The following is a 25,600-nucleotide window of genomic DNA, read 5'->3' on the forward strand; positions in this document are numbered from 1 at the left end:
CGCCCCCATATGATTGGCAGTGCTTGCCCAATGGGTGGCTGCAGGTATGCTGATCCCCTGCCGAGGAGATAGAAATGGCCTACGATTTTGACCTTTATGTGATTGGTGCCGGTTCCGGCGGTGTGCGCGCTGCGCGTTTTGCGGCCGGTTTTGGCGCGAAAGTGGCGGTGGCGGAGAGCCGCTATCTGGGCGGGACCTGCGTCAATGTCGGCTGTGTGCCGAAAAAGTTGCTGGTGTACGGCGCGCATTTCGCCGAAGACTTTGAGCAGGCGTCCGGTTTTGGCTGGAGCCTGGGCGAAGCGAATTTCGATTGGGCGACGTTGATCGCCAACAAGGATCGCGAGATCAATCGCCTCAACGGCATCTATCGCAATCTGCTGGTCAACAGCGGTGTGACCCTGCATGAAGCGCACGCAAAGATCGTTGGCCCGCATGAGGTTGAAGTGGGCGGCGAGCGTTTCACTGCCAAAAACATTCTGATCGCCACTGGCGGCTGGCCGCAGATTCCGGAGATTCCGGGGCGCGAACATGCGATCGGCTCGAATGAGGCATTCTTCCTCAAAGAGCTGCCAAAACGAGTGCTGGTGGTTGGCGGTGGTTACATCGCCGTCGAGTTTGCCGGGATTTTCCACGGCCTCGGCGCCAATACGACGTTGTTGTATCGCGGTGATCTGTTCCTGCGTGGCTTCGATGGTTCGGTGCGCAAGCATTTGCAGGAAGAACTGACCAAGCGTGGCCTGGATCTGCAGTTCAATGCCGACATCGCGCGTATCGACAAGCAGGCCGATGGCAGCTTGAAAGCCACCCTCAAGGATGGTCGTGTGCTGGAGGCGGACTGCATTTTCTACGCCACTGGTCGCCGTCCGATGCTCGACAATCTGGGGCTGGAAAACACCGACGTGCAACTCACCGACAAAGGCTTCATCAAAGTCGACGAGCAGTACCAGACCAGCGAGCCATCGATTCTCGCGCTGGGCGATGTCATCGGTCGTGTGCAGCTGACGCCTGTAGCGTTGGCCGAAGGCATGGCCGTGGCGCGACGTCTGTTCAAGCCGGACCAATACCGTCCGGTGGATTACAAGATGATCCCGACGGCGGTGTTCAGCCTGCCGAACATCGGCACGGTCGGTTTGACCGAAGAAGAAGCGCACGAGGCTGGCCACGACGTGGTGATTTTCGAAAGCCGTTTCCGACCGATGAAGCTGACGCTCACCGAGTGTCAGGAAAAGACCTTGATGAAGCTGGTGGTTGACGGCAAAACCGACAAGGTCCTCGGTTGCCATATGGTCGGCCCGGACGCTGGCGAGATCGTGCAGGGTCTGGCGATTGCGTTGAAGGCTGGCGCGACCAAGCGTGACTTCGACGACACAATCGGGGTGCACCCGACGGCCGCCGAAGAATTCGTCACCATGCGTACGCCGGTCGGCGCTTAAGCGCCTTTCGGTTTGGCCGAGTCTGGCGCTGCCGCAACGGTAGCTGCCAGACGCTGGCTTTGTTCCAGGCTCGCCTGAACCTTGTTCAATTCCTTTTCCAGTGACTGGTTGAGCAGCGTCTGCTCCTCGACGCTCTGTTTGAGTGTCTGGCTTTCCAGTGTCGCTACACGCAGGCGTTCCTGGAGGAGGGTGCGTTCGCTGTCGACGCGGGTCGCTTGTTCCAGCAACTGGTCTTGACGCTGATTGCTCTGCTTGAGCTGATCTTGCAGCAGGCTCAGTTCGCGCTGGGTGCCACGGTTTTCCGTGAGCAGGCGTTCGTTGTCGCGGTGCAGTTGCGTGATTTCGTCCTGGCGAACCAGCGCACTTTGCTGCGCCTGACGCAGCTCGGCCTGAATCTGCTGCACCTGCGCTTCGTGACGGCTCTGTTCCTGTTCGCGTTGCTCCTTGGTGGCGTTGCGATAGTGCTCAAGTGCGTCACGGGCGTGCAGGTGTTTTTCTTCCAGCGAGCGGATCTGCTCGTCCTTGTCCTGCAAGCGCAATTCAAAGTCTGCCAGTGCCTGATTCAGCCCGGCGTTGCGGGTCTGCTCGGTCTGCAGCATCGAGCGCGTGTTGTTCAGCGCTTCGGATTCGCGCGCCAGTGCTGCGCCTTGAATATCGTGCTCGTGTTCGAGCTTTTCCAGCGTCTGACGCGTCTGTTTCAGCTCCGACTCCAGTGCCTCGCGCTGTTCCTCAAACTGCTCGCGGGCCTGCTCGATAGGCTCTTGCGCCTGCTCTTTAAGGCGTTGGGCGAGGCGCGAGACGAGGGCGGTCAACTCGTCATCGATAGGCTCTGCCGAGGCTTCAATGGGCTGAGCGCCGTCATCCAGTTCTTTCAGATAGCGATGGATCGTGGTTTTCGAGCCGGTGTTGCCCATTTCGATGCGTACTGCATCGATGCTCGGGTGTTCGCCACGGGCGAGGATCGCTGTGCGCGCAATCTGCACCAGTGCTTTGGTAATGCCGCCACGGGCCATGTGAACTCCTACGGTTACGTACTGTGGTACATGCCACTAAAGTACGCAGTGTACCATCTCAAAAATAAAGATAAACCTTTGATAATTAAGACACGGGATATACTGGTATTACCCAGTGTCAGGCGGCAAAATGCGCCTTCGTATCCTTGCATCAGTACGCCAGCGAGAACACAGCCCATGAGCGATCTGGATCGCTATCTGCAAGCCGCCACCCGTGACAACACGCGCCGCAGCTATCGCGCGGCCATCGAGCATTTCGAAGTGAAGTGGGGCGGTTTCTTGCCCGCGACAGCCGACAGCGTCGCGCGGTATCTGGTAGCGCACGCTGAAGAGCTGTCGATCAATACGTTGAAGCTGCGTCTGTCGGCGCTGGCGCAATGGCACAACAGTCAAGGGTTTGCCGATCCGACCAAGGCGCCAGTGGTGCGCAAGGTCTTCAAGGGCATCCGCGCGTTGCACCCGGCACAGGAAAAGCAAGCCGAGCCGCTGCAGTTGCAGGATTTGCAGCGCGTCATCGACTGGCTGGAGCATGAGGCGCAAACCGCAAAAGAGCAGCAGGACCGCCCGTTACTGCTCAAGGCTTACCGTGATCGCGCCTTGATTCTGCTGGGCTTCTGGCGCGGCTTCCGCAGCGATGAGCTGTGCCGTTTGCAAATCGAGCACGTGCAAGCGCACGCCGGTAAAGGCATCACCCTGTATCTACCGCGCAGCAAAGGTGATCGCGAGAATCTCGGTCAGACCTATCAGGCGCCTGCACTGCTGAAACTGTGCCCGGTGCAGGCCTACATCGACTGGATCACCGAAGCCGCACTGGTGCGTGGCCCGGTTTTCCGCAGTATCGATCGCTGGGGCAATCTGAATGAGGAGGGGCTGCACGCCAACAGCATCATTCCTCTGCTGCGCCAGGCATTGCAGCGCGCGGGCATTGCCGCCGAAAACTACACCAGCCATTCCCTGCGTCGCGGCTTTGCTACGTGGGCACATCAAAGTGGCTGGGATCTGAAATCCTTGATGAGTTACGTCGGCTGGAAGGATATGAAGTCCGCCATGCGCTATGTTGAAGTCAGCCCATTCCAGGGGATGGCTCGGATTACGGATAACCCGGCTTCGTCGTAGATATCGTTTTCTTCTATTAATACAGTCAGCTAATAGCGAAAACAAATCAGCAGCATCAGGTTTGCCAATGAGCCATCCGTCGAGTGAGTGGGTAGGATTCACCCATCAACTTCATAACCCCTGACGGAGAGTCATCAATGCCTATCATCAACAGCCAAGTAAAACCGTTCAAAGCTACCGCGTTCAAAAACGGCGACTTCGTTCAAGTCTCGGACGCTGACCTGAAAGGCAAGTGGTCGGTTGTATTCTTCTACCCAGCCGACTTCACCTTCGTTTGCCCAACCGAGCTGGAAGACCTGGCTGACAACTACGCTGCCTTCCAGAAACTGGGCGTAGAGATCTACAGCGTTTCCACCGATACCCACTTTGCCCACGCTGCCTGGCACAACACTTCGCCAGCCATCGGCAAAATCGAATACACCATGATCGGCGACCCGACCCACGCCATCTCCCGCAACTTCGACGTGCTGATCGAAGAAGCTGGCCTGGCTGACCGTGGCACCTTCGTGATCAACCCTGAAGGCCAGATCAAAATCGTTGAACTGAACGATGGCGGCGTTGGCCGTGACGCGTCCGAGCTGCTGCGCAAGATCAAGGCTGCTCAGTACGTTGCTGCTCACCCAGGCGAAGTTTGCCCAGCCAAGTGGAAAGAAGGCGAGGCCACTCTGGCTCCGTCCCTGGACCTGGTCGGCAAGATCTAAGTCTGTGACACGCAATGCAGGGCGGTACGCCGCACCTTCTTAAGTACGCTGCACCGCCCAATAAAAATGCCCGGGCGAGTTTCGCTCGGGCTTTTTTTCGCCTCAAATAAAGGAAATCGCCCGTATGTTGGACGCCAATCTTAAAGCCCAGTTGAAATCGTACCTGGAACGGGTCACCCAGCCGATCGAGATCGTTGCCTCCCTCGACGACGGTGCGAAATCCCGTGAAATGCTGGAACTGCTGAAAGACGTTGCCAGTCTTTCAAGCCAAATTACCTTGATCGACAGCGGTGACGATGCACGCAAGCCATCGTTCTCGATCAACCGCCCGGGCGCTGACATCAGTCTGCGTTTCGCCGGCATCCCGATGGGCCACGAGTTCACTTCGCTGGTACTGGCCTTGCTGCAAGTCGGCGGTCACCCATCGAAAGCCAGTGCCGAAGTGATCGAACAGATTCGCTCGCTCAATGGCCAGTTCAGCTTCGAGACTTACTTCTCGCTGTCCTGCCAGAATTGCCCGGACGTGGTCCAGGCGCTGAACCTGATGGCTGTGCTTAACCCGAACATCCGCCATGTCGCCATCGACGGCGCGTTGTTCCAGGACGAAGTCAACGATCGCAAGATCATGGCCGTGCCGAGCATCTACTTGAACGGCGAAAACTTCGGTCAGGGCCGTATGGGTCTGGAAGAGATCCTGGCCAAACTCGACACCGGCGCGATCGAGCGTCAGGCCGAGAAAATCAGCGCCAAAGAAGCGTTTGATGTGTTGGTGGTTGGCGGTGGCCCGGCCGGTGCTTCGGCAGCGATTTATGCTGCACGTAAAGGCATCCGCACCGGTGTTGCCGCTGAGCGCTTCGGCGGTCAGGTGCTCGACACCATGGCCATCGAGAACTTCATTTCCGTCCAGGAAACCGAAGGGCCGAAACTGGCCACGGCGCTGGAAGAACACGTCAAGCAATACGACGTCGACATCATGAATCTGCAACGCGCCGACAAGCTGATTCCGGGCAAAAACGGCGAGCTGCATGAAGTCCACTTCGCCAGCGGCGCGACCCTCAAAGCCAAGAGCGTAATTCTCGCAACCGGTGCGCGGTGGCGTGAAATGAACGTGCCGGGCGAGCAGGAATACCGCAACAAAGGCGTGGCGTACTGCCCGCACTGCGACGGTCCGCTGTTCAAAGGCAAGCGCGTCGCGGTGATCGGCGGCGGTAACTCCGGCGTTGAAGCGGCCATCGACCTGGCCGGCATCGTGTCGCATGTGACATTGCTGGAGTTCGACGTACAGCTGCGCGCCGACGCCGTATTGCAGCGCAAACTGCACAGCCTGCCGAACGTCACTGTGATCACCAGTGCGCAAACCACTGAAGTCACTGGCAATGGTGAGAAAGTTAATGGCTTGCGCTACAAAGATCGCACTACTGACGAGCTGCGCACTGTCGAGCTGGAAGGGATTTTCGTGCAGATCGGTTTGCTGCCGAACACTGACTGGCTCAAGGGCACCATCGAGTTGTCGCCGCGTGGCGAGATCATTGTCGACAACCGGGGTGAGACGTCGATCGCGGGTATCTTCGCTGCCGGCGACGTGACCACTGTGCCGTACAAGCAGATCGTGATTGCGGTGGGCGAGGGCGCCAAGGCTTCGCTGAGCGCTTTTGATCACTTGATCCGCACTTCGGCGCCGGCATAACTGTCAGGCCAGAAATGAAAAAAACCCGTGAGCGATCACGGGTTTTTTTATTGCGCGTGCAATGCTGCCCCTCACCCCAGCCCTCTCCCGAAGGAGAGGGAGCCGACCGAGGTGTCTGGCGTTTTCCATCGACCTGAAAGATCCAGTCGATTATGGATTCAGTGCCATTCGTTCAAGTCGGCGTAACTCTCCAATATCCCCCAATCAGTCCCCTCCGAGGGAGAGGGAGCCGACCGAGGTATCTGGCGTTTTCCGTCGACCTGAAAGATCCAGTCGATTATGGATTCAGTGCCATTCGTTCAAGTCGGCGTAATTCTCCAATATCCCCCAATCAGTCCCCTCTCCCTATGGGAGAGGGCTAGGGTGAGGGGCTTTTCAGCTTTTACAGCGGCGCAGGCTGAATGATCTCGACCCAGTAACCATCCGGGTCCTTGATAAACGCCAGGCTCTTCATGCGGCCATCGGTCAGGCGCTTCTGGAAGTCGCAGCCCAGCTCTTCAAAGCGCGCGCAGGCCGCGACGATATCCGGCACCGAAATGCAGATATGGCCAAAACCACGCGGATCGGTATTGCCGTTGTGATAGGCGAAATCCGCGTCGTTTTCGGTGCCGTGGTTATGGGTCAGCTCGAGGATGCCCGGAATCGACTTCATCCATTCGGTGCGGGCCGCTGCGTCGGCCGGGATCTGCGCTTTGTCGACCAGTGCGAGGAAGTACAGGCTGAACTCGGCTTCCGGGAAGTCGCGCTTCTCGACCAGCGAGAAACCCAAAACGCGGGTGTAGAAATCCAGGGATTTAGTGATGTCTTTCACACGCAACATAGTGTGGTTGAAAACGAAGTTGCGGGTTGCGCTGTCTGGGGTGGCGGTTACGCCGGGGAAAGTGTTGAGTTCGTGCAGGCTCATGGGCCCTCCAATAACTATGGGCGAGTGAATGGACGCAATGATACGCATGCCTGCCGGCATCGCCAAATGAAAGGGCAGGCTTGCCCTGCGTGCGGGCGAGCCTCAGACTTCAGGCTCAATCTGCGAGTGCGTCCGGCAATGATCCGACTGTTCAAATCCGTGTTTGTTGTTTCTGTTTTGTCGCTTTTGGCAGTCTGCGCGTCAGCGGATGAACCGAGCATTACCTGGCCGGCAGGCTGGGAAGTCGAGGCTCTGCCAAAGACAACGCCTGAAGTTTCCCGTCAGCGAGCGGTGAAGAATGATGCCGGTGGCAATCAGGTGATGGTGATGGAATTGACCATGACTCAGGTTGAAAAGGACCATCAAGTCAATTTGCAGGGCGTGTTGCTGGAGATGCGTAAATCGATCCAGAAGGACTTCTTCCAGGGTGGCTACCAAAGTGTCTGCAACAAAGTACATCCGGCCACGTTGGGCACTTTGTCGGCGCTGGAAACCACTTGCACGATCACCGAAAACGGTCGACATGTGTTGTCGCAAACCCTGGTGGTGGCGGTGGCGGCGGACAAGGCTTATGTTCTTTCCTACGCCGGGCAGGCCGACGTTTATAAAGCGAGCGCAGACGAGATAGTGGCGGTGAGAAACAGCTTGAAACTTTAAGTCGCTGTACTCTTCACGCGAGGGTTAGATACCCGAAGGAATTAAGCACAAAGTTTAACGGTGGTTCCGAATCGCAACATTGCGCAGCAAAATGTTTGGCCATCTGGCTCATCAACGTTACAGAAAAGTCGCAACTTTTTCGATGAAATTCATTTCATTTGTTAGATATTGTCAATAAAAAAGCCCTGCATCATGCAGGGCTTTGTTGTTGGCGCTTGATTAACCGCGCAACCAGGAATCAACGGTGGCTGCACCGTATTGTTCCTTCCAGGCTTTCAGGCCACGGTGGTTGCCGCCTTTGGTTTCAATCAGTTCACCCGTGTGCGGGTTCTGATAAACCTTGACCACGCGAGCGCGGCGGGTTTTAGGGGCTGCAGTGGTCTGCAGACCGGATTTGCCCGGGTTCGGATCGAGAATGGCGATGATCTCTTTGAGGCCTTTGCCGTATTGCTTCATCAGCCCCTGGAGCTTTTCTTCGAATTCGATTTCTTTCTTGAGCCCGGCATCATTCTTCAGCGATTCCAGCTGTTTCAGCTGTTCCTGAAGGGCCTTTTCAGCTGCACGAAATTCAGCGAGTCTGGACAATATCTTTACTCCAATAGTGTATTTGGCTGATACCAACCGCAAACAAAGCTGTAAGCCAAGAGCCTTGAAGCGACTCGGTGATAAATGGCTCACCTGCCCATCTTGCTCAGGTTGAAAAAATTGTAGTAGTTAATGCGCCAAGAGTAAATCCTGATGTTGTCTTCATGTAACAACAGCGGTCTTTTGTATCAATTTGGTGCGCTTGGTCGGTACGCTCGTTTCGGTCCACCGTTAGTTAATGATGAGTTAATGCGCTGATGAACTCCGCGGCCGGCATCGGTTTGCCGAACAGGTAGCCTTGCAGGAAGTTGACGTGATGTGCGGTCAGATAGTCGGCTTGCGCCTGAGTTTCGACACCTTCGGCAACAATACCCAGATCAAGCTTGGCCGACAGTTCGATAATGGTGTCGAGGATGTGCCGCGACAACGCATCGATGCCGATCATCGCGACGAAACTCTGATCGATCTTGAGGAAATCCACGTTGAATTGGCGCAAGTAGCCCAGGCTCGAGTGACCGGTGCCGAAGTCGTCAATCGCGATTTTAATGCCCAGTGCATGCAGTTGCTCGAACAGTTGCCGGGAGATGTCGGTTGGCTCGATCAATTCGCGCTCGGTCAACTCCAGCACCAGATTGATGCTGTCGGGAGCGAATGCGGCGAGAAACGTTCGGCAATCCTCCACTAGCTCCAGGTCCTTGCAATGGCTGGCAGTGATATTGATGCCAATATGAAAGGGGGCGGTAAACGTTGCTGACAGCGGCCCCAGCAAGGCAGCGGTCTGTTGCATCAGTGCGCGGGTCATCGGCACGATGAGCCCCGAATGCTCGGCGAACGGAATAAACAGATCAGGGCGCACCAGGCCTTCTTTGGGGTGTTTCCAGCGCATCAACACTTCAGCCCCTGACCATTTTTTGCTGTCACCGTGTACCACGGGCTGGAAGTAAGGAATGAACTCGCCGGCTTCTAATGCGCGGAGCATCTCGTGGCTCGGTGAAGTGGAGCGCTTTTGCAAGACATGGCCGATTGCCCCCGACACCACGCCAAAAAAGATCAGCAGACTGAACAGCGGCGGATATTCATCGGCCATGTAGCGCCAGGTTTCGCCCTCGGGAAAACCGGCAGAAACACTGAATGCATAACGCGACGAGTCCAGCGTGTGTTGCGCTATCGGCAACGCGGGCAGGGCGCCGGTGTGGACTTTGCCGTCGGCCGACAGCCAGTTATCGCCCACTTGCAGCACCAGCAACATTTGCCGGCCGATCAGCCGCAACATGTTGCTTAGATGGTAACCGTCGAGAGTCGTCAGAGCGCCGCCCCGACCTTCGCTGAGCCGATAGACCAACAAGGCAGTGTCGGGGGTGACCGGGTTGCCATTCATCAGCCACAACTTGCCCTGGTTGTAGTCACCCGCGTTGACAATTTCCTTGAAGTCGCCAAACAACGAACTGCAATAGAGATTGTCGTCCCACACCAGATTGGTCGAGCGCACAAACGGACGGCGGGTCACTTGCTCGCGCAGGGCCAGTTTGACGTTTTCGCAGTTCTGACCGGCCAATGGCAGCAGCTCGCGGGCCGCTTGGGCGGTGTTGTCGAGCATCAACTCGAACTGGCGCAGCGCCTCTTCGGCGGTCTGTTGTGAGCTTTGTTCCAGCGTGCGTTCGGCCTGCATATAAAGAATGGTGCTGCCCAGCAGCACGGGAAGCAAACCGCTGATCAGCGTGACGACGCGGCGGGTGCTGCGCTTGCGGCGGGGTCTGACGGTCAACGGCATGGGCGCATCCTGTCGCGGTGGAGTGGGGCTCTTGAATGCAGGCCGGAGAACGGCGCGCCGCTGAAAAACATATCAGCCAGAGCGGAGGATAGATGGCGGAAGGCGCTTGCGCCGCTCATCCGTGATTCATCCGCATTGCCAACTCGATAAAGGCCAGGGTGGCGGGTGACGCCTGACGCCGATCGAGCACGGCGAGCCCGACCTGACGCTGCACGGCGGGCAACAACGGCTTTTTCACGTAGCGCGGTGTTGCCTCGTCGGGCAACGACCCTTCGGCAACAAGCGTGATGCCATCGCCACGGCTGACGGTATCGAGGGTGCTCAGCAGTTGCGAGCAGCGATAGCGGATATTCGGTTGCAGGCGCGCTGCCATGAACAGTCGCGACACCAGTTCTGAAGAACCCGCCTCGGTGAGCACGAACGGGCTGTCGCACAGATCCTTGAGGTTCAATGCTGACCGTGCTGCCAAGGGATGGCCCATGGGGAGCAAGGCAACCATCTGGTCCTCGATCAGGGCAAACGTGTCGAAACGCTCTTCGGGCAGCACCACAAAGCCGATGTCGATCCGCCGCTCTTCGAGCCATTGTGTCACTTGTCGATCCGGTCCTTCATCGATGTGCACTTCGATGCCTGGATGCGCCTCTTGATAGCGCCGCAGGATCGTGGGCAACAGCTTGATCGACGAGGTTGGCCCGAACGAGCCAATGCGCAGGGTGCCGGTCTTCATGCCCCGCGCATCGGCGGCCTCCTGGCGCAAGGTGTTGGCCAGACCAAGCATCGCACGCGCGCGCAGCAACAATTGCTCGCCGATGTCGCTGAGTTCCACGTTTGACTGATGCCGCCGCAGCAACTCGACCCCCAGCTCCTGTTCCAGCGACTTCATCGCGTGGGACACCGCCGACTGCGAAATCCCCAACCGATGCGCGGCGAGGGTGAATCCGCGCAGTTCGGCGACCAGCGAGAAGATTTCCAGTTGCGTGAGGGTCATGAGTATTTGCTCATTTTACGATGACGGGGAATGAGGTGAATGATAAGGCATTCGTCAAGTTCTCGGGTCTGGAGTGTCATGCATAACGTTGAGCCTCTACATACAACCACCTCGGACATTCCGGTCTATCTGACGCTCGCAGCGGTCACCATGATCTGGGGTGGGACCTTCGTTGCCGGACGTTTTCTGGCCGGTAGCCTGAGCCCTATATTCGCGGCGAGCCTGCGCTTCTTGCTGGCCAGTACGGCACTGCTCGGCTTCCTGTGGCTGGCGCGCATCCCCCTGGCGCGGCCGACGCCAAAGCAATGGCTGCAATTGGCGTTGCTGGGGTTCTTCGGGATTTTCTTCTACAACCTGTGCTTCTTTTATGGCCTGCAATACATAAACGCGTCGCGTGCTTCGTTGATTGTCGCGTTGAATCCGGCAGTGATCGGTCTTGCCTCGTGGTGGCTGTTCAAGGAGCGTCTGGGCCGGGTGAAAACCGCTGGCATCGCCATCTGTATCGTCGGCGCCGCTCTGGTAATCGTCAGTCGCAATCCGCAATTACTGGCCGCAACACCCGATGCATGGATCGGTGACCTGTTGATCCTCGGCTGCGTGCTGAGCTGGGGTGTTTACTCGCTGTTTTCCCGTGAACTGAACCAGACGCTGGGGCCTGTGCAGACCGTTATGTTCTCGATCCTGATCGGCACCGTCATGTTGTGGATTCTGGCGGCTGTACGCGGGGAGCTGAGCTGGCAGGTGCTGAATGATCTGGGTCTGGCGCAATGGCTGAGCCTGATCTACCTCGGTGTGCTCGGCTCGGCGCTGGCCTACATCGGCTACTACGAAGGCATTCGTAAAATCGGCGCGACGCGCAGTGGCGTGTTTATCGCGCTCAACCCGTTGACGGCGGTAATCCTTGGCGCATTGCTGCTGGGCGAGCAGTTGACGCCGGCCATCTACGTCGGCGGCGGGTTGGTCCTGAGCGGCATTTGCCTGTGCAACAAAGCCCTTGCGCCGGGCGCGAAAAAGCGGATTTTATAGGGAGGGCAGACAAGCCTATTTACGCTGTGTAGAATCGGGTTACGCATACAATAATAATCGTCTTCTGGCAGCAGAAGCCTCGCCCGCAAGAGCCTTGGGTCGACAATGAAGATATTCGGGTTTCAACTGATCTACGGTGACTTCCTCGCCCGCAGTGTGCGTGGCATCTCCTGTGCGCCACCCACCGTCCTCGCATGACTGACAAATAACCCTGGTTAATTGACAAGAAATGATGAGGCGCCACCATGGCAGATTTATACGAAAACCCAATGGGCCTGATGGGCTTTGAATTCATCGAGCTCGCATCGCCGGTGCCGGGCACCCTGGAGCCGATCTTCGAGATCATGGGCTTCACCAAAGTCGCTACCCACCGCTCCAAGAACGTGCACCTGTACCGTCAGGGCGCGATAAACCTGATCCTCAACAACGAACCGAACAGCGTGGCCTCGTACTTCGCCGCCGAGCACGGCCCGTCCGTGTGTGGCATGGCGTTCCGCGTCAAGGATTCGCAGAAAGCCTACAAGCGCGCACTGGAACTTGGCGCCCAGCCGATCCATATCGAAACCGGTCCGATGGAGCTGAACCTGCCGGCGATCAAAGGCATTGGCGGCGCGCCGCTGTACCTGATCGACCGTTTCGGCGAAGGCAGCTCGATCTATGACATCGACTTCGTGTTTATCGAAGGTGTTGATCGCAACCCGGTCGGTGCCGGCCTGAAGATCATCGATCACCTGACCCACAACGTCTATCGCGGTCGCATGGCCTATTGGGCAAACTTCTACGAGAAACTGTTCAACTTCCGCGAAATCCGTTACTTCGACATCAAGGGCGAGTACACCGGCCTGACCTCGAAAGCGATGACCGCTCCGGACGGCATGATCCGCATCCCGTTGAACGAAGAGTCGTCCAAGGGCGCGGGCCAGATCGAAGAATTCCTGATGCAGTTCAACGGCGAGGGCATCCAGCACGTCGCGTTCCTCACCGACGACCTGATCAAGACCTGGGATCAGTTGAAGAAGATCGGCATGCGCTTCATGACCGCGCCGCCAGATACCTACTACGAAATGCTCGAAGGTCGTCTGCCGAACCACGGCGAGCCGGTTGATCAACTGCAATCGCGCGGCATCCTGCTTGACGGTGCCTCGGAGCAGGGCGACAAGCGCCTGCTGCTGCAGATCTTCTCGGAAACCCTGATGGGCCCTGTGTTCTTCGAATTCATCCAGCGTAAAGGCGATGATGGTTTCGGCGAGGGTAACTTCAAGGCCCTGTTCGAGTCGATCGAGCGCGATCAGGTGCGCCGTGGTGTGCTTGCCACTGAGTAATCCGCCACTGAAATGAAAAATCCCGGCCTGCAGAGATGCAGGGCCGGGATTTTTTTCAAGATCAAAAGATCGCAGCCTGCGGCAGCTCCTACAGGAAAAACGCATTCCAAATGTAGGAGCTGCCGCAGGCTGCGATCTTTTGCTTTTAAGGACGGCGTTGCCGCGTCAGGTGTTTGAAACCTTCGAAGACCAGCACCACAACCGCCAGCCAGATCGGAATATACGTCAGCCACTCCCCGGACTTGATGCTCTCACCGAGCAACAACGCCACGCCGAGCAACAACACCGGCTCAACATAACTCAACAAGCCAAACAGACTGAACGGCAGCAAACGGCTGGCAATGATGTACACCACCAATGCCGACGCACTGATCAACCCCAGCAACGGAATCAGCCACATCAGCCCCGGGTACTGATCGAACACGCCGAAGCCTTGCTCGCCACCCTGCACAAACCAGTACGCCACCGGCAGCATCAGGCTCATGTCCACCCACAAGCCGCCGAGGTTGTCGGTCTTCAGGTATTTGCGCAGCACGAAGTACAGCGGGTAACCAACCACGACCACCAGTGTTGCCCAGGAAAATCCGCCGACCTGATACAGCTCGTTCAAAACGCCCAGCGTGGCGAAGAACACCGCGATCTTTTGCAGGTGCGACAGGCTCTCGCCGTAGGCAATCCGCCCGGTCAGCACCATCGCCAGTGGCAGCAGGAAGTAGCCCAGTGACACGTCGAGGCTGTAGCCGTTGAGTGGCGCCCACATGAACAGCCACAGTTGCACGCCGAGCAGGGCAGCGGAAACAAGCAGGCCTGCGATCAATTTCGGCTTCGCCGCCATCAATCGAACCAGCTCGAGCACCCGCCGCCATTCCCCGGATACCAGCATGAACACCGTCATGCAAGGCACGGTCAGGAGCATCCGCCAGCCAAAGATTTCCACGCCGCTCAACGGTGTGAGCAACGAGGTGTAGTAATACATGACGGCAAACAGCACCGAGGCCGAAACCGATAGAGCGATACCTTTAGACAAACTGTCCTCGCGGGTTGATGGTCAAACGGGGCGCGAAGGATACGTGGTTTTTGTGCTGAATATTGGGCAGATGCTCAATATTTCCCACATCCTCGCATACGCAACGTCAGCACAAGCGTAGTCAGTGTGCGTAAAACATCACTGACCCGCCTTCAACGGATTACCGAAGCGCATGAGATACATCTCGCCGAACTTGTAGGAGGCGTAATCGGTGACATGACCAATGTCACGATAGACCGGCAAACCGTCGACGGTGGTCATGCACGCATCGTCTTTGCATTGCACGATTTTCGGATCAATGACGATCAACGAAGGATATTCACGCTTCAGTTCATTGAAGAGTTTTTCCACTACCGGCTCTTTTGTCCCTGACCAAGGCGCGGTGGCGCAGAGGCTGCTTTGCTCGGCACTGCCCATCAAACCGCGCAATTTGACCTGCTGTAAGAGGCAGGTGTTGATCCCCGCAGGCATGGGCAATGTGTTTTCCAGAAAGACCGGCGTCGCACCTGACTCGATAATCTTGTCCAGCGCCTTGCGGATCGCTACGCCGAGGCGTTGTTGCGACAGTTCCGGGCTGCGAGGGTCGTCCAGTCTGGTGACGATGTCATCGTCCAGATAAGCCTCCCAGAATTGACCCACGATCACATACTTGAAATGCAGCTTCGCGATCATGTCGTAATAGCGTTGAGTGGCGTTGTGGCATTTTTGATACAGCCCGTTCGTGTATTTACTCTCGTCATAGAGGTAGATCCCGGGCAAGGCCAGGCACGCCGGGTAGCCCTGCGTGAGTACTGCAAGGTTGGCATCCCTGGCCAGTGTTTCAACAAAGCCCCAGTAGTGGTTCGAAAACGAATCGCCCATCAGCAAGATTTGTGGGGCAGCCTGCGCGGCGCCCGATAGACAGCGTGGGTCGGCGCCATCGCTGACACCCAGGCATCCCTCTCGATTGGCCGGAACAGACGCTTTCAATCCATCGAACACGCTGTTGTAGGCCTGGTTGAAGCGGTTCGGCCAGCCTTCATGCCTGACGCTGGCAGCGTGGAGCAACGACAGGCCGATAGCCGGCACGATCATCAGCACAAGCAGCGTTTTGGCAAAGCCGAGCCTGGCCTTTCGAAAGCGGTTTTCAATCAGCGCATAGCAGAGCCAGGCGTGAGGAATGTGGATACGAAGTAAACCAGTGTCATCGGCGGCGTAAGCGCGACACCCATGTAGTTCATCACCGCCAGGATCGGCCAGTGCCACAGGTACAAGGAATACGAGAGCGTGCCGATAAACACCAGCGGTTTGAAGGCCAGCAGTTTCGAGGTAATGCTCGCATCGCCAATACCCTGGAACAGCAACGCAGCCGTGGCGAGGCACACGGCAATGGCATGGTATTGCGGAAACCCCGGCAGGATATCGTCCCGAGTGGCGCAGTAGATGATCGTCGCCAGCGCAAGTGCACAGAGCAGCGTAGCGCTCAGGCGATTGAATCTGAACTTCTCCGAACTGAAGATGACCGCACAGGAGCCGATCATCAACTCGAAAATTCGCGCGGTGAAGAAGTAGTAGTTTTTATCCGGAACGGCGTAAGACAGATACAGCGCGAGTGCCATTGCCGCCAGGGTCAAGCCGAGCACTGCCGTTTTGAAAAGATGTTTTGCCAGATAGCGGTGAAGCAACCAGAGGCCCAGCGGCAGGGCCAGATACCACTGCCATTCGATGGCCAGTGACCAGGTGTGCAGCAGTGGCAGACTCGCCGCATCGGGCGTGGCGTAACCTGTTGTCACTTTGGAAAAGTATTGGTTGGAGATGATTAACGACGTGTACTTTTCGCTTTTGAGAAAGTCGACATAGTCATCGGGCAAATACAGCAGCGTGGTGACTATCAGCGTGACGAGCAGCAGCGCAATCACGGCCGGTTGCAAGCGCCAGATCCGCCGCGTGTAGAAACCCGAGAACGTGAATGTGCCGTTGTTCAGCGATTTCATGATGATTGCGGTCGTCAGATAACCCGAGATCACGAAGAAGATATCGACACCAATAAAACCTGACGGGAAAAACGCCAGGCCGCCGTGGAAAATCAACACCAGCAACACGGCGATTGCGCGCAGGCCGTCAATATCCGCACGGTAGGCAATCGATGGTTTGCGCTCGCCGGTCGTCGCGTTCGTTTCCGACGCTGTGGCCTCGCCCGGCTTTTTATCGCCAAGCCATTTGAACAGCAGCCCGCGCAAAGGCTTGCTGGATACCTCAACGGGGCGATTGAGCATTTATCAGTCCTTGGTTATTTCTGAACGATCAATCTTTCATTCCGTTTGATCGCGCTTGATCCGATGGAAAAACAGCCGAGGGTGTCGGCTGTTGAAGGGAGACGGGCAAGATCAGGCCTGGTGCGGTTTACGCCCCGACACAAAATGACTCACATCGTTGAACCCCGGTGTCGATGAGTGCCCCGGCGTGACCAGCGAATCGATAAATGCCTCATCTTCAGCGGTGATCTTCACGGCCTGCGCCTTGGTGTACGCATCCCATTGTTGCTCTGTCCGCGGGCCGACGATCGCCGACGTCACGGCAGTGTTGTTCAATACCCAAGCGATCGCAAACTCTACAATCCCGACACCGCGCTGCTCGGTGTACTGCTGAATCTGCTGGGCAATGCGCAGTGACTCGACGCGCCACTCGGTTTCCAGAATGCGCTTGTCCTGACGCCCGGCGCGGCTGTTGGCGTCCGGTTGGACATCTGGCGCGTACTTGCCACTGAGCACGCCGCGGGCCAGCGGGCTGTAAGGCACCACGCCAAGGCCATAGCTTTGCGCCGCTGTGATCTGCTCGGTCTCGGCCTGACGGTTAACGATGTTGTACAGCGGCTGGCTGATCACCGGACGATCAACGCCGAGTTTATCGGCGATGCGGATCACCTCGGCAATCCGCCAGCCGCGATAGTTCGACAAACCCCAATAGCGAATCTTGCCCTGACGGATCAAATCGCCAATCGCCGACACACTCACTTCCAGCGGAGTGTTGTGGTCTTCGCGGTGCAGGTAATAAATGTCGAGATAGTCGGTGCCGAGCCGGGTCAGGCTGGCATCGATGCCATTGAAGATATGTTTGCGGCTCAAGCCACTGCGGTTCGGCACGCCGTCCACCGGGCCGAAACCGACCTTGGTCGCCAGCACCCATTCATGCCGATGCCGGGCAATCGCCTCACCGACAATCTCTTCGGAACGGCCGTTGGTGTAGACATCGGCGGTATCGATGAAGTTGATGCCCTGATCCCAGGCCTTATTGATGATGCGCACGGAGTCGTCTGCGCTGGTCTGCTCGCCAAACATCATCGTACCGAGGGTGAGGGTAGATACCTGCAACCCCGAGTGCCCGAGTGTGCGAAAGCTCATGCCGAAATCCTTTTGTCGGTGGGAAGGGGTTAATCAAATACCAGAAGCGCTGAATACGGCCAACCGTTTTGTCCAGAAACTGCCTTTCTCAACCCCAGCGAAAGGTGACCATTCGTCGTGACTGTCAGATCTGACAGTAGGCAGATCAGTGGCCGCTCAGGCCTGATCCTCGACGGGAGCCTTGTCGAAAAAGGCTCTGTCTTTTCTTAAAATCAGGAGCGCTTTCATGAACACACAGTCTTTCGATGAGGTTTTGCCCGAGGACGCCGTGGTAACCCTCTACGCGCCGCAGCTTCCGGACAGCAATACATCTGTGGCCGGTGCCGACTGCGGTATCGCCAAGGCGTTTTATGATCTGCGACCGAATGGTGCGACAGTCATTATCAATCCGGTTCTTGGTCAGCAGCCAGGCACTACTTTCAGAATTCATGTGAACGGCATCATGCGGGTCGACAGCCAGCAATCCCAATCCACGGATGACGCAGTAACCCTGCATATTCCCAAAAACCTGCTGAGATCCGATCCGGGGTTCGTCAATAAGCTCAATTACTCCGTCGAGCGCACCACCAGCCCTGAAGAAACCTACGAGCCGCCAGTGACGATTCTGTACAACGCCGTTCGCCCGGGGATGGAAGACCAGAACGGCGATGAAGGACACTCCGAACTCGAGTTGGGACTGCCTCGGGATGTGCTGGAAAACGGTATCGATGCCGATCGTGCAGCACAGGGCGTGCAGGTCTGGTTCTCCTATCCCTATTGCCGGCCGTACGACCGGATTGTGCTCAACTGTAACGGTCATGATGTTGGGTGGGAGGTACATCCGGACGAGGCCCCGGCGACACCGACCAGTACGCCCACTCGCATTGGGCGTCTATTGCAAAAAGCCGATCTGGAGGCGGCAGGCGATCATCCCCAGTTCTCTTTCACCTATACGGTGTTCGACCAGATTGGCAACGGAGCCGATCTGAATTCACCATGGTCGGCGGCGATCCGCGTTGTTGTTGATCTCAAGGGCACACGGATGGCCGCTCCCGATATTGCCGAAGACCCGGATGACCCGTACGACGCGCCGGAGACCATTGACCTGAACAAACTGGGCAATAAGGATCTGACCATCCAGGTGCATGTCCTGGAACCTCTTTGGGCCACCAACGACACTGTCCGCGTGAAATACACCGCGACGCCGAGTAGCGGACCCGTTGTCGCACATACGGTTGACCAGTTGGTCGGCAGGCTTCCTTTTGTGCACCGGTTGATGATTCCCAATGCCAAGGTCATTGGCGACAGTGTGGTCGCTGTGTTGTATGAGCAAATACGTGGGGGAGTCGTTATTGCAACATCGAAAGTTGCACGGGCACGGGTGATTGTGAAGCCCGTTATTTTGGAAGTTAAGAACTCGTCCGGAGCGGACGTGCAGAACGGCGGCACGGTTTCGGACAATAAAGTGGTGTTGTCGGGTTCTGCGCTGGCGGGGATGGTGTTGCGGGTTTTTGATGGCGAGGCGTTTATTGAGGAGATTCAAACCGGATCGAATTATAAGTGGCAGAGCAAGTTGCTACCGATTGCGGTGGGGCAGCACAGCTTTACTGTGAAAGAAAAAACCGGGAATCAATTTGAGTCGGATCCATGGCGGTTTCAACGGTTGGCGCTCAGCATCGACCGGACACAGATGAAGCTGGACGGGTTCTCGGTGAAGATTCCTCAGTGGCCGAAAACCGGTGAGGATTCGCTTGGCAATACGGGTTTTCGTGTGCCGACGGGTGGGGTTCCGCCGTATGACTATGCGTCTTCGGATCCGTTGACTGTGCCGGTGACTGCGGCAGGTAAGGTGACTGGACTCAAGCAGGGTGTGGCGACAATATATGTTACGGATCAGGAGGGTGAGACAGTTAGTTACCTGGTGGGGGTTACGAATGTTTTTCAATTGCGGATCAGTGCTGAAAAGCTTCGGGCGGATGATGCAATTGCTTGGATGCATACGCTAGGTGGGATGCATGTTTATAGTTCAACCTTCACTAGAGACATACGACGTGTCTATTTTCCATCCATCCCTGAGCATGTAAATACGTGTTATTTAGGCGGTAGCTACTATATTTATATGCGGCCAGATATGAGCTTTTTTGGTTCTCCGGGGCGTAATGTACTCACATCGTGGTGCCTCCTACCTCTGTAGTTCAGTATTGCTTTGATCGTCCTCCCGGTCGGAAACGATCAAAGCAAGCTACGGGGCAAAGTGATTTGTCGATTCAGCTCTGCGCAGCGCTGTTGCAGAAACCCCTGCAACACCCTGACTCGTTCCGACACCTGCACCCGATGCGGGCACAGCAAATTGAACGGCGCACTTTCACCTCGCCAGCCATCGAACAGCGTCAGCAACCTTCCGGCACGGACATCTTCAGCGATGTCGAGCCAGGCTTTGTAAGCGATGCCATGCCCGGCCAGCGCCCAGCGTCGGGCGACATCACCGTCATCGCTCAGATAGTCGCCGTGGACTTCCACTTCCAGCGTTTCATCGCCGCGACTGAAACGCCAGCTGTTGTAGGGGCGGCCATTGCGCAGATAGAGCAGGGCGCTGTGCTCGCTGAGTTCGCCGGGATGTTGCGGGGTGCCGTGGCGCGCCAGATAGTCAGGACTGGCACAGGCAACGCGCCGGTGTTGCGGCAGAATCGGTAACGCCACTAGCGTCGAATCGCTCGGCACGCCGAAGCGCAACGCCACATCGACAGTCTCGCGGAACAGATCGGCATGCCGGTCGTTGAGCAACAGCTGCAGTTGAATATTAGGGTGCTCGCGCTTGAAATCGTCGAGCCAAGGCAACAGCACGTTGCGTCCGAAGTCCGACGGCGCAGCCAGTTGCAACACGCCGCTCAACCCTGCGCTTTGCTGCCTGAGGGCCTGCTCGCCCTCGGCGAGTGCCGCCAGCGCCAGACGCACGCTTTCAAGATAACGCCGACCTTCCTCGGTCAGCCGAATGCTGCGCGTGGAGCGTGCGAATAAACGGATCCCGAGGCGGGTTTCCAGGCGCTTCAACGCAATACTGGCGGCGGCCGGGGTCAGCTCCAGGGCGCGGGCGGCGGCAGAAATGCTGCCGGCATCGGCGACACGGACGAAGATCTCCAGATCGAGAATCGAGCTCATTACTAAAAATCCTTTAAAGATCTTTGCGTTTTTGCGGGATTTTTCCGCGATTGGCAAGGGCAGATACTGCAATTCATCAACAATCGCAGGAGAGGCGTATGACCTGGACATTCGATCATCTGGCGTTCAATACCGCTGACGGCCAGACCTTGCAGGACGATTTCGCCCGGTTGCTCGGGCTGAAGCCGGGCCGTCGACCGCCGTTTCCGTTTCCCGGGCGTTGGCTGTATCAGGATGAGCACGCTGTGGTGCATGTGATTGAACGGCCACTGCCGGATAACACTGAATTAAGCCACATTGCTTTTCGTACCGATGAGCCGGCGGAAACGGTATTGCAGCGGGTGCGCGACAGCGGTTTGCCGTATCAACTGGCGCAGGTGCCGGGCGAGGGGATCGCGCAGATTTTTGTGCAGATGCCCGGTGGTCTGGTGATTGAACTGGATACCAAAGCACAGCCCTAACCCTCTCCCAGAGGGAGAGGAGACTGACCGAGGTGTTTGAGCGAGATACGTCGACGTGCAATACCGAGTCGAACTCAGGTCGTGAAAAGCACCAAAATCGGTTCCCTTCTCCCGAGTCGGACTCAAATCTTGAAAAGCACGGCAATCGGCTCCCTTTCCCCCTCGCCCCCTTGGGGGAGAGGGCTGGGGTGAGGGGGAAAAGATCTTCAGAACACCACACAAACCCAAGCCGAAACCCCCAATAAAAAACGACCCTGAAAAGGGCCGTTCTTCCGTGCATCAAAACCTCAAGCGCGCAACGTCCGCGTCATGCGCAACGCCAGCAAACTCCCGCCAACAATCACCCCCGCCAGCAGATACAACGCCGCATCCGTCGAACCGGTGCTGTCCTTGACCCAACCCACCAGGTACGGGCTAAGAAACCCGGCCATCTGCCCCATCGAGTTGATCAACGCCAGCCCACCGGCCGCAGCACCGGCGCTCAACATGGCCGTCGGCACCGGCCAGAACATCGGCAGGCCAGTCAGCGCGCCCATGGTGGCAATGGTCAAACCCAGAATCGCTATGGCCGGGTTGGCCGCGAAATTCACCGCAATCAGCAGACCGATCGCGCCCATCAACATCGGCACCACCAAGTGCCAGCGGCGCTCTTGACGCAGGTCCGCCGAACGCCCGACCACCAGCATGAACACCGCCGCCAGCAGATACGGAATCGCACTCAGCCAGCCAATCACCAGGTTATCGCTGAAGCCAAGGTTCTTGATGATCGACGGCAGCCAGAAGTTGATCGCGTACACGCCGCTCTGGATGCAGAAGTAGATCAGGCCGAACGCCCAGATCGTCGGGTTCTTGAACACTGCCAGCAACGAGTCGGAGGTAGATTTCGGCTTGTTCGCCAGGTCTTCAGCCTGATCCGCTTCAAGCACCGCACGTTCATGCGGACTCAGCCATTTGGCATTGGCGAAGCTGTCGCTCAGCAGGAACCAAGCGAGGGCGCCGAGGATCACTGTGGGAATGCCTTGCAGCAGAAACATCCACTGCCAGCCGGCCAGACCACCCTGGCCTGCCGCAAAGTGATTGAGAATCCAGCCGGAGAACGGGCTGCCGAGCAGGCCGGACACCGGGATCGCCGACATGAACAACGCCATGATCCGGCCACGGCGGAAGGTCGGGAACCACTGCGAGAGGTACAAAACAACGCCCGGGAAGAACCCGGCTTCAGCCGCACCGGTGAACAGGCGCAGGGTGTAGAACTCGGTCGGGGTGGTGACGAACAACAGGCAGGTCGACAGCGTGCCCCAAGTGATCATCATCACCGCGATCCAGCGCCGTGGGCCGAATTTGGTCAATGCGAGATTGCTCGGCACGCCGCACAGCACGTAGCCGATGAAGAAGATACCGGCACCGAGGCCGTACACGGTTTCGCTGAATTTCAGGGCATCAAGCATCTGCAGTTTGGCGAATCCAACGTTGACCCGGTCGAGGTAGTTGAACAAGTAGCAGATGAAAATGAAGGGGATCAAACGCAGGGTGATGCGTTTATAAACGGCGTTTTTACCGTCATCGATGGTCTGGGTAGCTGCGGCGCTCTGCGACATAGCGGCTCTCTCTTTATTATGATTTTTTGCGATGCAAAGGGTAACGTTGATCGCCCCGAGAGTCTCGGCCACCTTTGGCTGGATTGTCTTTGTGCCTGCGCACAGGGTTTGCCGTCAGACCCTGTGCGGGTGAACAACCGCCAGTGCCATAAATCAAGGATTGCCGCCGCTATGTTCGAACTCGATCACGACCTCGCCCAGGACATCGTCGACCGGGCCATGGCCATTTTGCCCTACAACGTCAACGTCATGGACAGCCAGGGGCTGATCCTCGGCAGCGGCGAACCGGAGCGCATCAACACCCGTCACGAAGGCGCGCAACTGGTGTTGGCCAACGGTCGCGTGGTCGAGATCGACGCGCAGACCGCTGTGCATTTGAAGGGCGTGCAACCGGGGATCAACCTGCCGCTGTTGCTCGATCAGCGCTTGATCGGAGTACTCGGCATCACTGGCGAACCGGAGCAGTTGCGCACTTACGCCGAACTGGTGCGCATGACCGCCGAAATGCTCGTCGGCCAGCGCAATCAGCAGGCCGAGCAGCAATGGCGGCGTCAACGTTGTGATGACTTGCTGGCGCTGCTGCTGAGCGAGTCGGGGGATTCGCCGCGTCTGGTCGATGAGGCGCAGCAACTTGGCCTCAAACCGCAATTGACGCGGGTGCCGTATCTGTTCGAGCTGGGCCTTGAGCATGGGCCGGGGCAAACCGTCGAGGCGCTGAGTGCCTGGCTGACGTCGCGTTATCCCGATAGCTGGTGCGTGAGTTCGGCGAAGTCATCGCTGTTGTGGTGCCGGCCGGCGAGTCAAAACGTCGAGCATGATCGCTTGCTGGAAAAACTCGACGGCCTCGGCTGGAAGATTCTGCGTATCGCCGTGGGCGGGCAGGCCGATGGACTCGCCGGGCTGCGTCGTTGTTATCGGCGTGTGGGCGACTTGCTCGCCTATGGCCGCGAAGTGTTACCGCATTCGCGATTGCTGACGCTGAACCGCTATCGATTGCCGGTGATGTTGTGGCGGCATCGCAATGACGATGCGCTGGACGAATTGCTCAAACCGTTGCGTAAAGTGATCGCCAAGGACGGCAACGGCCAATTGCTGGCGACGTTGCGCAGTTGGTGTGAGCACGATGGCCAGAGTCAGGCGTGTGCCGATGCGCTGGGGATTCATCGCAACAGTTTGCGGTATCGGATGGAGCGGATTGCCGAGTTGAGTGGGGTTGATCCGTTGCGGCTTGATGGGATGCTGGCGCTGTATCTGGGGGTGCAGCTGCTGCCCCAGACTGACATTTCGGCATGAGGTGTTTTTGAGGCCGCCATCGCTGGCAAGCCAGCTCCCACAAAGGTTGATGGTGTTCACAACATTTGTGTTTACCGACAATCCCTGTGGGAGCTGGCTTGCCAGCGATGGCGGCCGAACATTCACCGCCACTTTCCCTGTCTTTGTGAAAATGAACAATAAACGCCCCCGCCACTTGTGCAGCGGACAGGCGTCAAGGCGCAGGCCGACTGGCAGCATGAGGGGCATTGCAAACGGAGAATTCCCATGAAAATCGTCATCGCCCCCGACTCGTTCAAGGACAGCCTGAGTGCCCAAGGTGTCGCCGAAGCCATCGCCCTCGGCCTGGCTCAGGTCTGGCCGCAGGCAACGATGATCAAATGCCCGATGGCTGATGGCGGCGAAGGCACGGTCGAATCGATTCTGGCTGCCTGCGAAGGCGAACTGCGCCGCACCCGTGTGCGTGGCCCGCTGGGCACAGCCGTCGACGCCGCGTGGGGCTGGTTGCCGCACAACCACACCGCAATCATTGAAATGGCTGAAGCCAGCGGCTTGCAATTGGTGCCGCCGGGGCAGCGCGATGCCTGCATCAGCAGCACTTTCGGCACCGGTGAATTGATTCGCGCGGCACTGGATGCCGGCGCGCAACGGGTGATTCTGGCGATTGGCGGCAGTGCCACCAACGATGGTGGTGCCGGGGCGATGCAGGCGCTGGGCGTGAAGTTGTTCGATGCACAGCATCAAGCGTTGGTGCCCGGTGGCTTGGCACTGGCGCAATTGGCACGCTTGGACCTGAGCGAACTCGACCCGCGTCTGGCGCAGGTGCGTTTCGATATTGCTGCGGACGTGAACAATCCGCTGTGCGGCCCGCACGGTGCTTCAGCGATTTTCGGCCCGCAGAAAGGCGCGTCGCCGGCGCAGGTGCAGCAACTCGATCAGGCGTTGGCGCACTTCGCCGAACTGTGTGCGCAAGCCTTGGGTAAAGACGTTCGAGACGAACCGGGCAGCGGTGCAGCGGGTGGTTTGGGGTTCGCAGCCAAGGCCTTTCTCGGCGCGCAATTCCAGGCCGGGGTGGAAGTGGTCGCCGAACTGGTCGGCCTCGCCGAAGCGGTCAAAGGTGCCGATCTGGTTATCACCGGAGAAGGGCGATTCGATGCGCAGACCTTGCGCGGCAAGACCCCATTCGGTGTTGCGCGGATTGCCAAACGGCATGATGTGCCAGTGGTTGTCATTGCCGGTACTTTGGGCGAGGGTTACCAAGAACTCTACGAACACGGCATCGATGCGGCATTCGCCGTGACTAGCGGGCCGATGACGTTGGAACAGGCCTGCGCCGAAGCACCGCGCCTGCTGCGTGAACGCGCCACGGACATCGCCCGCGTCTGGCAGCTCGCCGCCAAGCGCTGAGCCAGATCGGGATCTACCCCTGTAGGAGCTGCCGAAGGCTGCGATCTTTTGATTTTTCTTTTAAAAGCTCAAATCAAAAGATCGCAGCCTTCGGCAGCTCCTACACAAAGCGAT

The 25,600-nt window shown here is 57.7% G+C and carries 22 protein-coding genes; 11 read left to right on the top strand and 11 right to left on the bottom strand.

Annotation, left to right across the window (positions count from 1 at the left end; translation table 11 throughout):
• Nucleotides 1–74 precede the first annotated feature (74 nt).
• On the top strand, nt 75–1,433 hold the full coding sequence (gene gorA, locus QZR14_RS00600) for a glutathione-disulfide reductase (RefSeq protein ID WP_311995584.1): 1,359 nt from the start codon (nt 75–77) through the stop codon (nt 1,431–1,433).
• On the opposite strand, the gene QZR14_RS00605 is transcribed toward gorA, so the two are convergent.
• Nucleotides 1,430–2,446 carry a DNA-binding protein gene (locus tag QZR14_RS00605; protein WP_250605299.1) on the bottom strand — a complete coding sequence of 339 codons (1,017 nt, stop codon included), beginning with the start codon at nt 2,444–2,446 and terminating at the stop codon, nt 1,430–1,432. The two genes, gorA and QZR14_RS00605, sit on opposite strands and share 4 nt — an antisense overlap.
• 177 nt (nt 2,447–2,623) lie before the next feature.
• On the opposite strand from QZR14_RS00605, the gene QZR14_RS00610 reads away from it, so the two are divergent.
• The 3 genes from QZR14_RS00610 (at nt 2,624) to ahpF (ending at nt 5,950) form a co-directional block, all read left to right on the top strand.
• Complete coding sequence (locus QZR14_RS00610; RefSeq protein ID WP_093431088.1) at nt 2,624–3,562, top strand: site-specific integrase; 939 nt, start codon at nt 2,624–2,626, stop codon at nt 3,560–3,562.
• Between the two features lie 137 nt (nt 3,563–3,699).
• The gene (gene ahpC, locus QZR14_RS00615) at nt 3,700–4,263 is read left to right on the top strand and encodes an alkyl hydroperoxide reductase subunit C (protein ID WP_034154256.1); all 564 of its coding nucleotides are present in this window, start codon (nt 3,700–3,702) and stop codon (nt 4,261–4,263) included.
• A gap of 124 nt (nt 4,264–4,387) precedes the next feature.
• A complete protein-coding gene (gene ahpF, locus QZR14_RS00620; RefSeq protein WP_311995585.1) occupies nt 4,388–5,950 on the top strand; it encodes an alkyl hydroperoxide reductase subunit F in 1,563 nt (520 codons plus the stop codon).
• A gap of 382 nt (nt 5,951–6,332) precedes the next feature.
• On the opposite strand, the gene gloA is transcribed toward ahpF, so the two are convergent.
• Nucleotides 6,333–6,854: a lactoylglutathione lyase gene (gene gloA / locus QZR14_RS00625; RefSeq protein ID WP_007963339.1), complete on the bottom strand. Its 522-nt coding sequence runs from the start codon at nt 6,852–6,854 to the stop codon at nt 6,333–6,335.
• A 138-nt stretch (nt 6,855–6,992) separates the two neighbouring features.
• Here gloA and QZR14_RS00630 point away from each other — a divergent pair, with 138 nt between their 5' ends.
• A complete protein-coding gene (locus QZR14_RS00630) occupies nt 6,993–7,511 on the top strand; it encodes a DUF4946 domain-containing protein (protein WP_311995586.1) in 519 nt (172 codons plus the stop codon).
• A 219-nt stretch (nt 7,512–7,730) separates the two neighbouring features.
• Here the strand turns inward: QZR14_RS00630 and QZR14_RS00635 are convergent, their stop codons facing one another.
• From QZR14_RS00635 to QZR14_RS00645, 3 genes are all read right to left on the bottom strand, one after another.
• Nucleotides 7,731–8,096: a histone-like nucleoid-structuring protein, MvaT/MvaU family gene (locus tag QZR14_RS00635; RefSeq protein ID WP_250605473.1), complete on the bottom strand. Its 366-nt coding sequence runs from the start codon at nt 8,094–8,096 to the stop codon at nt 7,731–7,733.
• Between the two features lie 235 nt (nt 8,097–8,331).
• Nucleotides 8,332–9,867 carry an EAL domain-containing protein gene (locus QZR14_RS00640; protein ID WP_311995587.1) on the bottom strand — a complete coding sequence of 512 codons (1,536 nt, stop codon included), beginning with the start codon at nt 9,865–9,867 and terminating at the stop codon, nt 8,332–8,334.
• Between the two features lie 115 nt (nt 9,868–9,982).
• Nucleotides 9,983–10,855 carry a LysR family transcriptional regulator gene (locus QZR14_RS00645; RefSeq protein ID WP_311995588.1) on the bottom strand — a complete coding sequence of 291 codons (873 nt, stop codon included), beginning with the start codon at nt 10,853–10,855 and terminating at the stop codon, nt 9,983–9,985.
• Nucleotides 10,856–10,933: 78 nt separating this feature from the next.
• On the opposite strand from QZR14_RS00645, the gene QZR14_RS00650 reads away from it, so the two are divergent.
• Both QZR14_RS00650 and hppD read left to right on the top strand, forming a co-directional pair.
• Nucleotides 10,934–11,881: a DMT family transporter gene (locus QZR14_RS00650; protein ID WP_311995589.1), complete on the top strand. Its 948-nt coding sequence runs from the start codon at nt 10,934–10,936 to the stop codon at nt 11,879–11,881.
• A gap of 245 nt (nt 11,882–12,126) precedes the next feature.
• Nucleotides 12,127–13,203 (top strand): 4-hydroxyphenylpyruvate dioxygenase, encoded by a 1,077-nt coding sequence (gene hppD / locus QZR14_RS00655; protein WP_250605293.1) that lies wholly within the window; start codon nt 12,127–12,129, stop codon nt 13,201–13,203.
• 145 nt (nt 13,204–13,348) lie between these two features.
• On the opposite strand, the gene rarD is transcribed toward hppD, so the two are convergent.
• The 4 genes from rarD to QZR14_RS00675 all read right to left on the bottom strand — a co-directional run bounded on the left by rarD (nt 13,349) and on the right by QZR14_RS00675 (nt 17,610).
• Entirely contained in the window at nt 13,349–14,230 is an 882-nt protein-coding gene (gene rarD, locus QZR14_RS00660) for an EamA family transporter RarD (protein ID WP_311995590.1), read from the bottom strand.
• 138 nt (nt 14,231–14,368) lie between these two features.
• Nucleotides 14,369–15,475, bottom strand: coding sequence for an SGNH hydrolase domain-containing protein (locus QZR14_RS00665; protein WP_311995591.1), 1,107 nt, complete (start codon nt 15,473–15,475; stop codon nt 14,369–14,371).
• Nucleotides 15,361–16,485 (bottom strand): acyltransferase family protein, encoded by a 1,125-nt coding sequence (locus QZR14_RS00670; RefSeq protein ID WP_311995592.1) that lies wholly within the window; start codon nt 16,483–16,485, stop codon nt 15,361–15,363. Before QZR14_RS00670 ends, QZR14_RS00665 begins: the two co-directional genes overlap by 115 nt.
• A 111-nt stretch (nt 16,486–16,596) precedes the next feature.
• Entirely contained in the window at nt 16,597–17,610 is a 1,014-nt protein-coding gene (locus tag QZR14_RS00675) for an aldo/keto reductase (protein ID WP_250605290.1), read from the bottom strand.
• 226 nt (nt 17,611–17,836) lie between these two features.
• Here QZR14_RS00675 and QZR14_RS00680 point away from each other — a divergent pair, with 226 nt between their 5' ends.
• Nucleotides 17,837–19,783 (top strand): Ig-like domain-containing protein, encoded by a 1,947-nt coding sequence (locus QZR14_RS00680; protein WP_311995593.1) that lies wholly within the window; start codon nt 17,837–17,839, stop codon nt 19,781–19,783.
• Between the two features lie 38 nt (nt 19,784–19,821).
• Here the strand turns inward: QZR14_RS00680 and QZR14_RS00685 are convergent, their stop codons facing one another.
• On the bottom strand, nt 19,822–20,748 hold the full coding sequence (locus QZR14_RS00685; RefSeq protein WP_250605288.1) for a LysR family transcriptional regulator: 927 nt from the start codon (nt 20,746–20,748) through the stop codon (nt 19,822–19,824).
• 98 nt (nt 20,749–20,846) lie between these two features.
• On the opposite strand from QZR14_RS00685, the gene QZR14_RS00690 reads away from it, so the two are divergent.
• A complete protein-coding gene (locus QZR14_RS00690; protein WP_311995594.1) occupies nt 20,847–21,209 on the top strand; it encodes a hypothetical protein in 363 nt (120 codons plus the stop codon).
• Nucleotides 21,210–21,496: 287 nt separating this feature from the next.
• Here the strand turns inward: QZR14_RS00690 and QZR14_RS00695 are convergent, their stop codons facing one another.
• Nucleotides 21,497–22,807 carry an MFS transporter gene (locus QZR14_RS00695; RefSeq protein ID WP_311995595.1) on the bottom strand — a complete coding sequence of 437 codons (1,311 nt, stop codon included), beginning with the start codon at nt 22,805–22,807 and terminating at the stop codon, nt 21,497–21,499.
• Nucleotides 22,808–22,978: 171 nt separating this feature from the next.
• On the opposite strand from QZR14_RS00695, the gene QZR14_RS00700 reads away from it, so the two are divergent.
• Nucleotides 22,979–24,100, top strand: coding sequence for a sugar diacid recognition domain-containing protein (locus tag QZR14_RS00700; RefSeq protein ID WP_311995596.1), 1,122 nt, complete (start codon nt 22,979–22,981; stop codon nt 24,098–24,100).
• A 246-nt stretch (nt 24,101–24,346) separates the two neighbouring features.
• Nucleotides 24,347–25,486, top strand: a complete 1,140-nt coding sequence (locus tag QZR14_RS00705; protein ID WP_311995597.1) for a glycerate kinase — start codon at nt 24,347–24,349, stop codon at nt 25,484–25,486.
• Nucleotides 25,487–25,600 lie beyond the last annotated feature (114 nt).

Source organism: Pseudomonas sp. rhizo66 (genome assembly GCF_031931925.1).
Lineage (GTDB): Bacteria > Pseudomonadota > Gammaproteobacteria > Pseudomonadales > Pseudomonadaceae > Aquipseudomonas.